This window comes from Devosia crocina (assembly GCF_900116545.1).
In the GTDB taxonomy this organism is placed as follows: Bacteria; Pseudomonadota; Alphaproteobacteria; order Rhizobiales; family Devosiaceae; genus Devosia; species Devosia crocina.
The window spans coordinates 252137-266110 of sequence record NZ_FPCK01000003.1 but is presented as its reverse complement, the minus strand read 5'-3'; the positions used below and the strand labels follow the sequence as shown (position 1 = coordinate 266110).

Genomic DNA, 13974 nt, shown 5'->3' with positions numbered 1-13974 from the left:
GCTTATAGGAAAGAGATCAATGATCCCGCAGACGATTTGCTTGGGGGTGCTTCAGCCCTCACAAAGGCGTCCGCGCTCTTGATCCCGAGCCCGGTTGCGGCGCATATCCCTTCCAAAATGGCTCGCGGATCATCTTCCCGGGCAGCGCTGTGGTGCGAGTGCGCCACAGAGACACCAAGGGCCTTCCATGACCGATTTCGACATCATCATTCTTGGCGCCGGCGCGGCCGGGCTCATGGCGGGCATCGAAGCGGGACGGCGCGGGCGGCGGGTGCTGGTTGTCGACCATGCGCGCAATCCCGGCGAAAAAATCCGCATCTCGGGCGGGGGGCGCTGCAATTTCACCAATGTGAATGCCACCCATGTCCTGGGCCGGGAGCGGTTCCTCTCGTCCAATCCGCGCTTTGCCCTTTCGGCCCTGTCGCGCTACACGCCCGACATGTTCGTCGAGCGCGTCAAAAAGCGCGGCATCGCCTTTCACGAAAAGACGCTTGGCCAGCTGTTCTGCGATGGTCCGGCGACCCAGATCGTGTCCATGCTGATCGATGATCTGCGCGCGGCTGGTGCCGCCATCTGGACTGGCCGCGCCGTCGGATCGGTCGAAAAAACCGAGACCGGCTTTCGCGCGCTGGTGGGCGATGGCTATGTCACCTGTGAAAGCCTCGTCGTCGCCACGGGCGGCAAGTCGATCCCCAAAATGGGCGCAACCGGCTTTGCCTATGGCCTTGCCAAGCAGTTCGGCCTTGCCGTCACCGATACACGGCCCGCCCTTGTGCCCCTGACCTTCGAGGAAGGGGCCCTGGAGCAGCTCAAGCCGCTTGCTGGCGTTTCCACCGAGGCGGTGGTCGGCCACGGCAAAACGCGGTTTCAGGAAGCGCTGCTTTTCACCCATCGGGGCCTGTCCGGCCCCTCGATCCTCCAGATCTCGTCCTATTGGCGCGAGGGCGACACGATCTCGGTCGATCTCCTGCCCGAGCTCGACGCACTCGAGTTCTTGCAATCGGCCCGCAAGACCCAGCCCAAGCTGCATATCCAGACGATCCTGTCGGCCCGGCTTCCCAAACGCCTTGCCCAGCTCGCGGGCGACATGATCAGCCAAAAAGGCATGATCGGCGATCTTTCGGACAAAAAGCTCATGGCCGCAGCCGACCAGGTCAAGAACTGGACGCTGAAGCCGGTGGGCTCGGAAGGCTATCGCACCGCCGAAGTGACGCTGGGCGGCGTCGAGACGCGCGGGCTCGATGCCAAGACCATGATGGCCCGCGAGGTACCGGGCCTTTATTTTGTCGGCGAAGCGGTCGATGTCACCGGTTGGCTCGGCGGCTACAATTTTCAATGGGCCTGGGCTTCCGGCTACGCTGCCGGTCAGGCAGCCTAGCTGCTGCCGCGCAGAGGCCCGGCAGCAGCGGAGCGCCCAGCTTGAAGGCTGGGCAAGAAACCTAGTCGCGCTCGCTCTCGATCAGCACCACCGTGCCCGCTTCATAGGCCTCGCGGCAATCATCGGCGTCGGCCAGGCGGTCGCTGTCGAGCAGCGTCGTTGCGGTGCCCGGACCTTCGAAGCGCGGATCGTCGCATTCTCCGTCATTGCTGTAGCTCGAGGAATTGTCGCCAAAATCGATGCCGCTGCTGTCATAGGGCGCACCGGCCGCATATTCGGGCGTATAAACCAGCCGGATCGAGACCTTGCCCTCCTCCAGAAGCGTCCTGCAGTCGGTGGCGTCGCCCATCAGGTCTTCGGCAAGCAGTTTCTTGTTGGTGCCGGGGCCTTCGAAGCGCAGGTCGTCGCATTCACCGTCATTGGCCCAGCGGGAAAAATCCGAACCGAAATCGAATTCGGCTGCTTCGCGCTCGCCAGTATAGGTGGCGGTACCCGCTTCCACGGCTGCGCGGCAATCGGTGGCGTCGCGCTTGATGTCCTCGTCAAGCGTCGTTCCGGCAACGCCGGGTCCGGTAAAGCGCGGATCATCGCATTCCCCGTCGCGTGCCCAGTGGGAGGAATCATCGCCGAAGTCGATTGCGCTGAGGGGGGGCTGCGCCTCCGTTTCCTCGTCGCGCAGGGTCACGGTGCCCGCCTCGAAGGCTGCGCGGCAATCGGTGGCGTCCTTCATGCGGTCCGCCTCGACGAGCTCGGCCGCCGTGCCGGGGCCGGTGAAACGGGGATCGTCGCACTCGCCATCGCGTGCCCATTCCGAGCTATCGTCGCCAAACTCGATATCGTCGATGCTGCGGCTCACCGGGTTTTGCGGTGTTGCAGCGCCTTCATTGGGAGGCTCGGCCTCCTTCTCCTCGATCAGCGTCACGGTTCCCGCCTCGAAAGCTGCGCGGCAATCGGTGGCATCCTTCATGCGGTCGGCTTCGACGAGTTCGGCCGCCGTGCCGGGCCCGGTGAAGCGGGGATCGTCGCACTCCCCGTCGCGCGCCCATTCCGAGCTATCGTCGCCGAAATCGATCGCGTCGGCATCGGGCTGGTCGAGCGGGGTGAAGACGACGGGTGGGGGCGGCGGGGGATCGGCGGGAACGCGCAGGGTGACCGTGCCCGCCTCGTAAGCCGCCCGGCAGTCGGTCGCGTCCTTCATCAGATCCGCATCCACCAGCTCGTCGGCCGTGCCGGGACCTTCAAAGCGCGGATCGTCGCATTCGCCATCCTTGGCCCAATCCGAGCTGTCGTCACCAAAATCGATATCGGTGACGCCAGGGTTTTGGCTGCTTTGGGCCAGGCTCGGCACGGCTGTACCATTGATCAGCACGAGGCCGAGCAGACTGCCCGCCAGGACGTGACGAAAGGTGCGCATCTTTGTCTCTCCGGTTCACCGCCATGTGATCGGCAGACTATAGCGGCTTTGTGGCAGCCGAAAACTTTGGTGCATCGAATTATTTCCGATCCTGGCGGCTGTGCCGGTCGGTGCGGGCAAAAAGCCAGCTTCCAAGCAGCACGAGCCCCGTTCCGATGGCGTGGATAAAAGTGAACTCTTCGCCCAGAACAAAGACGGCGAGTACGATTGTTACAATCGGACCAAAGGATGCCGTGGCTGAGGTTGCCCGTGCGCCGATGCGGGAAATGCCGCCATTGAGCAGAAAGGATGGCAGCACCGTGCCGAAGACGCCGAGCATGATGCCGATCATCCACAGGTCCGGGCTGAAGGCGCGATAGGTCTCGATGCCATCCGCGATCAGGCTTTGGCCGATCGCGAGCACGGCGGCCGTGGACATGCCGATGCAGGTAAACAGCATCGAGCCCAGAACCAGCATCTGCCGTTTGGCAAGGTGCTGGTAAAAGGCGAAGGTCAGGGCCGAGCCGAGCACCAGCATCGTGCCGATCAGCAGGCCATCGGGCTGGACCGAGAGGTTCCAGGTAAAGATCACCAGAAGTCCGCCATAACTGATCAGCATGGCCGGTACGAGCCGCCAATTCATCCGGTCGCCGAAAAACCAGACGCCGAACAGCAGCACGAAAAAAGGATAGGTGAACAGCACCAGCCGCTCATATTGGGCGGACACGAAAGCAAGACCCGCAAAATCGAGATAACTCGACACATAATAGCCCAGCGAACCGACCGCCATGGCGCCGAATAGGCGCCCCGGCGTCAGGAGCGGACGGAGGCGCGGATTGCGGATCAGCAGGACGGCCATGAAAGCAAGGTAAACCGGCAGCGACAGCATCATGCGCAATGCCAGCGTCGCCTCGATCGTCGCACCCTCGGCAAAGGCGAGCTTTATGAAGATGCCCTTGGTGGAAAACAGCGCCGCCCCGAAAAAGGCGAGACCATAGCCGAAAAGATCTATCCCCGCCGTTGAAGCCGGGGTGGAGGATGGAGATGTGCTCATGGTGCCAATCGGGCGTACGCGCCGTTACGGTTCCAAGGCAAAATCAGTCATTGCAGACGCGAGAGCAAGGCCGGGCAGGGCCTTGATCGTCCACACATGCTGTCAAAGAGGCGTTTCGATGGCCCGAAATGCTCACCAGATGCTAACCGAACAGCACCTTTTGACGGCAGTTTCACCGCATGTGGTTACATATTGCGTGGATGCGCCATGATATAGCTTTCGAGCAGCCGTTCGCTGTCGACGGCAGTATAGATTTGGGTGGTCGAAAGGCTCGCATGGCCCAGCAATTCCTGGATCGCGCGCAGATCGCCGCCCTTGGCGAGAAGATGAGTGGCGAAGGAATGGCGCAGCGCGTGCGGGGTCGCCGATGGCGGCAGGCCAAGCGCGGAGCGCAGTTGCACCATCCGCTTCTGGATCAGCCGCGGCGACAGCACTCCGCCCTTTTCGCCACGGAACAAGGGGTCTTCAGGCCAGAGTTTATAAGGGCTTAGCTGCAGATATTGCTCGATCGCCTGCCGCACCGGCGCGATCAGCGGCACCATGCGCACGCGCCCGCCCTTGCCGGTCACCCGCATCACTTCGGCCTCGAGATCGCCCTTGGTCAGCGCCAGCGCTTCCCCGATCCGCAGGCCTGCGCCATAGCACAGCGAAATGACGGCCATGTCGCGCGCCGCCACCCATGGCTTGTCTTCTAATTCATCAGTCGCCACAATGGCTTGCCTGGCTTCGACAACGCTCAGCGCCTTGGGCAGCGAGCGCGGAATCTTCGGCGTCCGCAGGGCATTGAACGCTTCCGTTGCCAACACTCCCTCGCGTTCGAGAAAGGCGAAAAAGCTCTTGAGCGCCGACAGAACCCGCGCCAGCGAACGCGAGGAAAGGCTCTCCTCGCGCCGCTGCGCCATAAAGGCGCGAATATCGGCGGCGCGCAATTCCCGGAGCGATTGCAAGGAGATAGATCCGCCCATATGACCCGCGAGAAAGCTCATGAACTGGCCGAGATCCCGCCCATAAGCCTCCAGCGTCTTGGGCGCCAGGCGCTTGACCGAGCCCAGCTCGCGCATCCACCCCGCAATCTGGGCCTGAACAAAAGCATCGGTGGCAAAAGCGCTGTCGGTCATGTCCTCATCTTATCCGCGGCGCCCAAAAAGAGCGTAAACTTGGCTCATCACGCGTCTTCGTTTCGGGCGATCTAGCCGAATCGCCTGGTGATCCTATCTAAGGAGCATGAGAACGGAACGCGCACAAACATGTATGGTCCCGATAGCATCGTAGCGGTCATGGTCGGCGTGGCGGTGGAAGGTCCCTATTCCTACCGCGTCCCGCCGGGCATGTCTGTCATGCGCGGATCCATCGTCGCCGTGCCCCTCGGTCCGCGACTTATCCTCGGGGTCGTCTGGGGCGAGCCAAAGGACGCGGTTGGCCATAACCGTCTGAGAAACATAGAGTTTCGCCCGGAGGTTCCCCCGCTTTCGGAAGAACTGCTCAAGCTCGTCGAATGGGTGGCGCGCTATACCCTGGCCACACCGGGTCAGGTACTGCGAGGCGTCTTGCGCTCGCCCGAAGCGCTCGATCCGCCCAAACCGGTCATCGCCTATCGCCGCACCGGCATAGAGCCGGAAAAGCTCACCCCGGCCCGGTTGCGGGTGCTCGATGCGCTGCTGGACGACATGGCCTGGCCCAAGCCGGCCCTGATCGGCGCAACCGGCGTTTCCACGTCGGTCATAGACGGTCTTGAGCGGGCAGGGGCGCTCGAAAAGCTCGCGATTCCGGCGCCGCCTGTCGTGCTGCCGCCTGACCCGGCCGCAGCTCCGGCAACGTTGAATGCCGAGCAGATGCAAGCTCTTGGCAATATCCTGGCGCTCGATCCGCACCGCTTCGGCGTCGCGCTTCTCGATGGCGTCACCGGCGGGGGCAAGACCGAGGTGTTTTTCGAGGCAGTCGCCGACACCCTGTGCGCCGGACGGCAGGCGCTGATCCTCTTGCCCGAAATTGCGCTCACCAATACCTTTATCGATCGGTTCACCCGCCGCTTCGGCACAAAGCCGGCCGAATGGCATTCGGACATGACCCCGGTCCAGCGCGCAAAAGTCTGGCGCGGCGTGCTCGAAGGCACGGTGCGCGCCGTGGTCGGCGCCCGATCCGCCCTGTTCCTGCCGTTTCGCGAGCTTGGGCTGCTGGTGCTCGATGAGGAGCATGACGGCGCCTACAAGCAATCGGATGGTTTCACCTATCACGCCCGCGACATGGCGGTGGTCCGCGCGCAGTTCTCGCAGGCGCGCGTCGTGCTGTCTTCGGCGACCCCCTCGGTCGAGTCGCGCAACAATGCCAATCAGGGGCGCTATGCCCACATCCGCTTGGAAAGCCGCTTTGCCGAGGCGGCGATGCCCGACATCACCGCCATCGACATGCGCACCGACGGGCCGGAAAAAGGCAGCTGGATCGCGCCCAGCCTCGCGCGCGAAGTGTTTGCAGCGCTCGACCGGGGCGAACAGGCGCTCTTGTTCCTCAATCGGCGCGGCTATGCTCCGCTGACGCTCTGCAACGCCTGCGGGCACCAGTATAAATGCCCCGATTGCTCCGCCTGGATGGTCGAACACCGGTTCCGCGGCGTCCTGATGTGCCACCATTGCGGCCACGAAACGCGCACCCCCAAGAGCTGCGGGGAATGCGGTCAGCTCGATAGCCTCGTACCGGTCGGGCCCGGTATCGAGCGCGTCGCCGAGGAGGCCGCGGCGCGCTTCCCCGATGCACGGCGCGTGCTGCTCTCGACTGACATGGGGAGCCACGCGCAGCTGCGCGAGCGCTTTGCTGAGGTCGAAAGGGGCGAATATGACCTGATCATCGGCACACAACTGGTTTCAAAGGGCCATCACTTCGAAAAGCTCTCGGTGGTCGGCGTGCTCGATGCCGATCTCGGCCTTGCTCATGGGGATCCGCGGGCCGCCGAAAAAACCTTTCAAATTCTCACTCAGGTGGCAGGCCGCGCCGGCCGCGCCAGCCGGCATGGCAAGGCGTTCCTTCAGACCTACCATCCCGATCACCCGGTGATGAAAGCCATGGTGTCGGGCGATCGCGAGGCCTTTTACGCGCAGGAGCTTTTGGCGCGTGAAGCCGGCGGCATGCCGCCTTTCGGGCGCTTGGCAGCGTTGATTGTCTCGGCAGGCGACCATGACAACGCGACCAATTTCGCCAGGACGCTGCTATCGGCAGCACCCATGGCCGAAGGCATTCGCCTTTTCGGTCCGGCCGATGCCCCCGTCGCCATGATCCGCGGCCGCCATCGGGTGCGTCTCCTTGCCCAGTCCGGCAAGGATTTCGACCTCTCGGGTTATGTCCGCTTCTGGCTCGCCAGCGCCGAAAAGGCGCGAGGGGATATCAAGGTCCAGATCGACATCGATCCGATGAGCTTCATGTGAGGTGCCGGCCCACAGTAGTAGCCGGCCCAGCCTCGCATTCTTTAGGTGCGCTTTTCGCCTGGTTTTTTGCCGGCAATGAACGCATCCCGCGTCCATCGGCCGACGCGATCAGACTGCGACATTTTCGCTCCCGCTGAATCCTGTCTGCCAGCCTTGCATGGGGCGCTTGGCTTGTGTTAGAGCGAGCCGACTTTTAAAGGGGTCCGGCTAGGGGTAGTCCGACTTGGGCCCTTGTTTCCGGACACGTCCCAAACGTTACAAAAAGTTGCCGCGGCTCGGAGCTGCAGGCAGCCACACACAGAGGGTGAAGCGACATTGGCAGCGCAGAATTCAGTGCTTACCCAGATCGCGCGGCCATATGCGTCGGCGCTGTTCGATCTTGCGCAGAGCGAGAATCAACTGGCATCGGTCGAAACCGGCCTTTCCGATATTTCCCGCCTGATCGGTGAAAGCGACGATTTCTCGCGCTATCTGCGCTCCCCGGTGATTTCCGGCGATGCCAAGGCCAGCGCGCTCGACGCGATCCTTGCCAAGGCCCAGGTCAATCCGCTGGTCGCCAATTTCCTGCGTCTCGTTGCGCGGAACGGCCGCCTTTTCGCGCTTGATGCCATCATCGTCGGTTTCCGCGAGCTGGCTGCAGCCGCACGCGGTGAAACCACGGCGGACGTGACTTCGGCCGCGCCGCTCAGCGCCGAACAGGCATCGGCCCTCAGCGAAACGCTCAAGGCCAAGCTGGGCAAGGCCGTGACGCTCAATCAATTCGTCGATCCCACCCTGATTGGTGGCCTTCAGGTGAAGGTCGGCAGCCAGATGATCGATTCTTCAATCAAGACAAAGCTCGCCGCGATGAAAGTCGCCATGAAAGAGGTCGGATAAATGGACATCAAAGCCGCGGAAATTTCTGCGATCCTCAAGGACCAGATCAAGAATTTCGGCCAGGAAGCCCAGGTTTCCGAAGTCGGTCAGGTGCTTTCCGTCGGTGACGGCATTGCCCGTGTCTATGGCCTCGACCACGTTCAGGCCGGTGAGCTCGTTGAGTTCCCGGGCGGGGTCAAGGGCATGGCTCTCAACCTTGAAACCGACAATGTCGGCGTCGTGATCTTCGGCTCCGACCGCGCCATCAAGGAAGGCGATGTCGTTAAGCGCACCGGCGCGATCGTTGATACTCCGGTTGGTCCGGGCCTTCTCGGCCGCGTGGTCGATGGCCTTGGCAACCCGATCGACGGCAAGGGCCCGATCGAGCACACCGAGCGTCGCCGCGTCGACGTCAAGGCGCCCGGCATTCTGCCGCGCAAGTCGGTGCACGAGCCGATGTCGACCGGCCTCAAGGCGATCGATGCGCTGATCCCGATCGGCCGTGGCCAGCGCGAGCTCGTCATCGGTGACCGTCAGACCGGCAAGTCCGCCATCATTCTTGACACGTTCCTCAATCAGAAGCCGGCGCATGACGCCAATGCTTCCGACACGGAAAAGCTGTTCTGCATCTACGTCGCCATCGGCCAGAAGCGCTCGACGGTTGCCCAGTTCGTGCGCCAGCTCGAAGAATCCGGCGCCATGCAGTATTCGGTCGTGATCGCAGCGACCGCTTCGGATCCAGCCCCGCTCCAGTACATCGCCCCGTTCACCGGCTGCGCGATCGGCGAATGGTTCCGCGACAATGGCAAGCATGCCGTGATCGCCTATGACGATTTGACCAAGCAGGCCGTTGCCTACCGTCAGATGTCGCTCCTGCTGCGCCGCCCGCCGGGCCGCGAAGCTTATCCGGGCGATGTGTTCTATCTCCATAGCCGCCTGCTCGAACGCGCCGCCAAGCTCAACGAAGAGCACGGCCTTGGCTCGCTGACCGCTCTGCCGGTCATCGAAACCCAGGCGAACGACGTGTCCGCCTATATTCCGACCAACGTGATCTCGATCACCGATGGCCAGATCTTCCTTGAAACCAACCTGTTCTTCCAGGGTATCCGCCCGGCCGTGAACGTGGGTCTCTCGGTGTCGCGCGTCGGCTCCTCGGCCCAGGTCAAGGCGATGAAGCAGGTTGCGGGCTCGCTCAAGGGCGAACTGTCCCAGTATCGCGAAATGGCGGCCTTTGCCCAGTTCGGCTCGGACCTCGATGCGGCAACGCAGCGCCTCCTCAACCGCGGTGCACGCCTGACCGAATTGCTCAAGCAGCCCCAGTTCTCCCCCCTCAAGACCGAAGAGCAGGTTGCGGTGATCTTTGCCGGTGGGCAGGGCTATCTCGACACCGTTCCGGTCAACAAGGTCCAGGATTTCGAAAAGCACATCCTGAGCAACCTGCGCGCCAAGCATGCCGATCTGCTCGGCACCATTGCTGCGGAAAAGGCTCTGAGCGACGATTCCCGTGCCAAGCTCAAGACGGCGCTGGATGACATCAAGAAGACCTACGCGGCTTGAAGCCTGAAGGAGACGACAGGCAATGCCGTCGCTAAAGGACCTAAAGAACCGGATCGACTCGGTGAGATCGACCCAGAAGATCACCAAGGCCATGCAGATGGTGGCGGCGGCAAAGCTGCGTCGCGCCCAGGATGCTGCGGAAGCTGCACGTCCCTATGCCGAGCGCATGGGCCGGGTGCTGTCGAGCCTGGCTGCCGTTTACGATGGCCAGTCCGATGCTCCCGTGCTTCTTGGCGGCAATGGCAAGGACCAGGTGCATCTGCTGATCGTTGCCACCGGCGAGCGTGGACTGGCGGGCGGCTTCAATTCCTCGATCGCGCGTCTGGCGCGCGATCACGCCAACAAGCTCCTGGCTGAAGGCAAGACCGTCAAGTTCCTGACCGTTGGCCGCAAGGGTCACGATATCCTAAAGCGCCAGTTCGCCGACAAGATCATCGAGACGATCAGCTATCGTGACGTCAAAAGCATCGGCTTTGCCCAAGCCAGCGAAGTCAGCCAGAAGGTCCAGGCTCTGTTTGCCGCCGGCGAATTCGACGTCGCGACCCTGTTCTTTGCCAAGTTCAACTCGGTGATCAGCCAGGTTCCGACCGCAACGCAGATCATCCCGGCCAAGATCGAGCACGTCGAAGGCGAAGGCGAGATCGTCAACAACTCCGCCGTCATCTACGAATACGAGCCGAGCGAAGAAGCGATCGTCGAAGATCTTCTGCCGCGCAATATCAGCGTGCAGGTCTTCCGCGCCATGCTCGAAAACAGCGCCTCGTTCTACGGTGCGCAGATGTCCGCCATGGACAATGCGACCCGCAATGCCGGCGAAATGATCGGAAAGCTGCAGCTGAGCTATAACCGCCAGCGTCAGGCCCAGATCACCAAAGAACTCATCGAAATCATCTCGGGCGCGGAAGCGCTCTAACCCCTCAGCGAGGACGAACAAATGGCAGAAGCAAAAGCCGGTCGCGTTTCGCAGGTTATTGGCGCCGTCGTTGACGTGGTGTTCGACGATCACCTGCCCGCCATCCTGAATGCGCTTGAAACCACCAATAATGGCCAGCGCCTGGTTCTGGAAGTTGCCCAGCACCTCGGCGAAAACGCCGTGCGCGCCATCGCCATGGATACGACCGAAGGTCTGGTCCGCGGTGCGTCGGTCACCGATCTGGGCACCGCCATCACCGTTCCGGTGGGCGAAGGCACGCTCGGCCGCATCATGAACGTTATCGGCGAGCCGATCGACGAAGCCGGCCCGATCGTTGGCGAAACCAGGCGCGAAATTCACCAGGACGCGCCCAACTTTGCCGAACAGAACCCTGAATCGCAGGTTCTCGTGACCGGCATCAAGGTCGTCGACCTGATCGCTCCCTATGCACGCGGCGGCAAGATCGGCCTTATGGGCGGCGCTGGCGTTGGCAAGACGGTTCTGATCCAGGAACTGATCAACAACGTCGCCAAGGCCCATGGTGGCTATTCGGTGTTTGCCGGCGTCGGCGAGCGTACCCGTGAAGGCAACGATCTTTATTACGAGATGATCGAGTCGGGCGTGAACAAGGACCCGCACGAAAACGGTGGTTCGTCCGCCGGCTCCAAGTGCGCCCTTGTGTTTGGCCAGATGAACGAGCCCCCGGGCGCCCGTGCCCGCGTAGCACTGACCGGTCTGACCATCGCTGAAAACTTCCGCGACCAAGGTCAGGACGTGTTGTTCTTCGTCGACAACATCTTCCGCTTCACCCAGGCCGGCGCCGAAATGTCGGCTCTGCTTGGCCGCATCCCCTCCGCCGTGGGTTACCAGCCGACGCTGGCGACCGACATGGGCGCGATGCAGGAACGCATCACCACGACCAACAAGGGTTCGATCACCTCGGTGCAGGCCGTGTACGTGCCCGCCGACGACTTGACCGACCCGGCGCCGGCGACCTCGTTCGCCCACTTCGACGCCGTGACCGTTCTCAACCGTGCGATCTCGGAAAAGGGCATCTACCCGGCCGTCGATCCGCTGGCGTCCAACTCGCGTATCCTTGACGCCAACGTCGTTGGCGCCGAGCACTACGAAGTTGCCCGTCAGGTTCAGGCGATCCTCCAGAAGTACAAGGCACTTCAGGACATCATCGCGATCCTCGGCATGGACGAGCTCTCCGAAGAAGACAAGCTGACCGTGGCCCGCGCCCGCAAGATCGAGCGCTTCATGAGCCAGCCGTTCGACGTGGCCGAAGTGTTCACCGGCTCGCCCGGCGTCTTCGTCCAGCTCGAAGACACCATCAAGGGCTTCGCAGGTCTTGTTAAGGGTGACTACGATCACCTGCCGGAAGCCGCCTTCTACATGGTCGGCACCATCGAAGACGCCGTAAAGAAGGCCCAGAAGCTCGCAGCCCAGGCTGCCTAAGCTTTCGCAATTCGGGCCCGCCGCTTGCGGCGGGCCCGGCGCACAGGCCCGTTTCCTCGGGTTTTCTCTGCTAAGGGACCAAAATCATGGCTGAAGGCCTCAAGATCGAGATCGTATCGCCCGAACGCCTGCTCGTGTCGCAGACCGTCCAGTCGGTCACAGTGCCGGGCACCGAAGGCTATTTCACGGTCATGGCGGACCATGCTCCCTTCATGACGACGCTGCGTGCCGGGTTCATCACCGTGACCGGCGACAATTCCGCCGAGATCTTTTTCGTTCGCGGCGGCTTTGCCGATGTCTCGCCCGAAGGCCTGACGATCCTTGCCGAAGAATCCGTGCCCTTCTCCGAATTCGATCACGCCGACCTCCAGGCCCAGATCAAGGCGGCCGAGGAAGAACTCTCGCGTGCCGAAACGCCCGACGACAAGTCCTATGCCCAGCTCTTCGTTAGTGGCCTGCTCAATCTGGCCCTCGAAGCCGAACAGCTCAACGGCGCTCACATCCACTAAGGCGCGCCGGCTCCCGAAGATCACGAAGGGCTGCCGCAAGGCAGCCTTTTTTGCTTTCAACGGTTTATTCGAATTCACCCATCCCGGTCTTCGATTGTCACCCCGGCGAAAGCCGGGCCCATCCTGAGATCTCGAGATGGATCCCGGCCTTCGCCGGGATGACACGCGATCGAGAAAACGTTTGTGAGAGTAAATTGCCTCACGCCAACGCGGCACTCACGAGCGCCTTGGCATGCAGATCCGTCGTGTCATAGGTCGGGATCGGACTGACGCTATCGTCGATCAGCATGCCGATTTCGGTGCAGCCGAGAATAACTGCACTGGCACCCCGCGCGGCCAGCCTGCCAATGGCCTCGACATAGGTCTTTCGCGATTCGTCGCGGACGATGCCGCGGCAGAGTTCTTCGAAAATGATGGCGTTGAGATTGGTCCGGTCGACCTCCGGAACCAGCACCGTCATTCCGCGCGCCTCGAGCCGCTCGCGATAAAAACCCATTTCCATGGTGAAGCGCGTGCCGAGAAGCCCGATGGTCGCATGACCATCCTCGAGCAGCGCATCGGCTGTCGGCTCGGCAATATGGACAAAGGGCGCTGAAACCCCTTCCATCATCGCATCGGCCACAAGGTGCATGGTGTTGGTCGCAAGCCCGATCACTTCGGCTCCGGCGTCTGCAAGCCGTCGCGCAGAGTCATTGAGCACGGCGCCAGCCTCGTCCCACTTTCCCTCCGTCTGGAGGGCTGCAATGCCAGCAAAATCGAGCGAATGGATCAAGAGCGGGGCCGAATGAAGCCCGCCTAGGCACCTGGCCGCTTCGGAATTGAGGATGCGGTAGTAATGCGCGGTCGATTCCCAGCTCATCCCACCCACAAGGCCAATGGTCTTCATTGGTTATCTCTCAGGAAAAGCGCTGCGGAATATCGGCGAAGGCGGCGACTACCTGGTTATAGGCGTCGCGCTTGAACGGCACGATCAGGGATGGCGTGCGCGACAGGCGCTCCCAGCGCCACGCGTCGAACTCGGCCTTGAACTTGCCGCCGCCAGGCGCTTCGACGTCGATTTCGCTGTCATGGCCAGTAAAGGCAAAGGCGAACCAGCGCTGGCGCTGGCCGCGATATCTGCCGCCGAGCGCCTTGCCGATCGCTTCATCGGGCAGATCGTAAAGGATCCATTCCGGTGCTTCGGCAAGAAGGCTGACCGATCTTACCGAGGTTTCCTCGTGGAGTTCGCGCAGTGCCGCCCGTAGCGGGTCCTCGCCCTTGTCGATCCCGCCCTGCGGCATCTGCCAGGGAGCCTCGATGGTCTGAGCTGTCTTTTCCGGATCGGTCTCGCTTCTGCGCCGGCCGATGAAGACTTCGCCGCGGGGGTTAAACAGCGCGATGCCTACGCAGTCGCGATAGGGCAGGGCGTCACGGTCGGCAAGTGCTGGCATGATCGGTC

General features: G+C 62.4%; 12 protein-coding genes. 7 read left to right on the top strand and 5 right to left on the bottom strand.

The window, feature by feature from the left end; all coding sequences use genetic code 11:
• Nucleotides 1-187: 187 nt before the first annotated feature.
• On the top strand, nt 188-1378 hold the full coding sequence (locus BM364_RS14425) for a BaiN/RdsA family NAD(P)/FAD-dependent oxidoreductase (protein WP_092425784.1): 1191 nt from the start codon (nt 188-190) through the stop codon (nt 1376-1378).
• Nucleotides 1379-1439: 61 nt separating this feature from the next.
• Here the strand turns inward: BM364_RS14425 and BM364_RS18550 are convergent, their stop codons facing one another.
• The 3 genes from BM364_RS18550 to BM364_RS14410 all read right to left on the bottom strand — a co-directional run bounded on the left by BM364_RS18550 (nt 1440) and on the right by BM364_RS14410 (nt 4943).
• Nucleotides 1440-2792 (bottom strand): hypothetical protein, encoded by a 1353-nt coding sequence (locus BM364_RS18550; protein WP_175528622.1) that lies wholly within the window; start codon nt 2790-2792, stop codon nt 1440-1442.
• A gap of 79 nt (nt 2793-2871) precedes the next feature.
• Nucleotides 2872-3825: a DMT family transporter gene (locus tag BM364_RS14415; RefSeq protein ID WP_092425782.1), complete on the bottom strand. Its 954-nt coding sequence runs from the start codon at nt 3823-3825 to the stop codon at nt 2872-2874.
• A gap of 185 nt (nt 3826-4010) precedes the next feature.
• Nucleotides 4011-4943, bottom strand: a complete 933-nt coding sequence (locus BM364_RS14410) for a tyrosine recombinase XerC (protein ID WP_092425781.1) — start codon at nt 4941-4943, stop codon at nt 4011-4013.
• A gap of 129 nt (nt 4944-5072) precedes the next feature.
• On the opposite strand from BM364_RS14410, the gene BM364_RS14405 reads away from it, so the two are divergent.
• The 6 genes from BM364_RS14405 (at nt 5073) to BM364_RS14380 (ending at nt 12536) form a co-directional block, all read left to right on the top strand.
• Nucleotides 5073-7241 (top strand): primosomal protein N', encoded by a 2169-nt coding sequence (locus BM364_RS14405; RefSeq protein ID WP_092425779.1) that lies wholly within the window; start codon nt 5073-5075, stop codon nt 7239-7241.
• Between the two features lie 315 nt (nt 7242-7556).
• On the top strand, nt 7557-8117 hold the full coding sequence (locus BM364_RS14400; protein WP_092425777.1) for a F0F1 ATP synthase subunit delta: 561 nt from the start codon (nt 7557-7559) through the stop codon (nt 8115-8117).
• Nucleotides 8118-9653, top strand: coding sequence for a F0F1 ATP synthase subunit alpha (atpA, locus tag BM364_RS14395; protein ID WP_092425775.1), 1536 nt, complete (start codon nt 8118-8120; stop codon nt 9651-9653).
• A gap of 22 nt (nt 9654-9675) precedes the next feature.
• Nucleotides 9676-10566 (top strand): F0F1 ATP synthase subunit gamma, encoded by an 891-nt coding sequence (locus BM364_RS14390; protein ID WP_092425773.1) that lies wholly within the window; start codon nt 9676-9678, stop codon nt 10564-10566.
• A 21-nt stretch (nt 10567-10587) separates the two neighbouring features.
• Nucleotides 10588-12027 (top strand): F0F1 ATP synthase subunit beta, encoded by a 1440-nt coding sequence (gene atpD / locus BM364_RS14385; RefSeq protein WP_092425771.1) that lies wholly within the window; start codon nt 10588-10590, stop codon nt 12025-12027.
• Between the two features lie 86 nt (nt 12028-12113).
• Nucleotides 12114-12536 (top strand): F0F1 ATP synthase subunit epsilon, encoded by a 423-nt coding sequence (locus BM364_RS14380; protein WP_092425769.1) that lies wholly within the window; start codon nt 12114-12116, stop codon nt 12534-12536.
• A 199-nt stretch (nt 12537-12735) separates the two neighbouring features.
• Here BM364_RS14380 and BM364_RS14375 read toward each other — a convergent pair whose 3' ends face one another.
• Complete coding sequence (locus tag BM364_RS14375) at nt 12736-13422, bottom strand: aspartate/glutamate racemase family protein (protein ID WP_092425768.1); 687 nt, start codon at nt 13420-13422, stop codon at nt 12736-12738.
• 10 nt (nt 13423-13432) lie between these two features.
• Complete coding sequence (locus BM364_RS14370) at nt 13433-13966, bottom strand: RNA pyrophosphohydrolase (protein WP_092425766.1); 534 nt, start codon at nt 13964-13966, stop codon at nt 13433-13435.
• Nucleotides 13967-13974 lie beyond the last annotated feature (8 nt).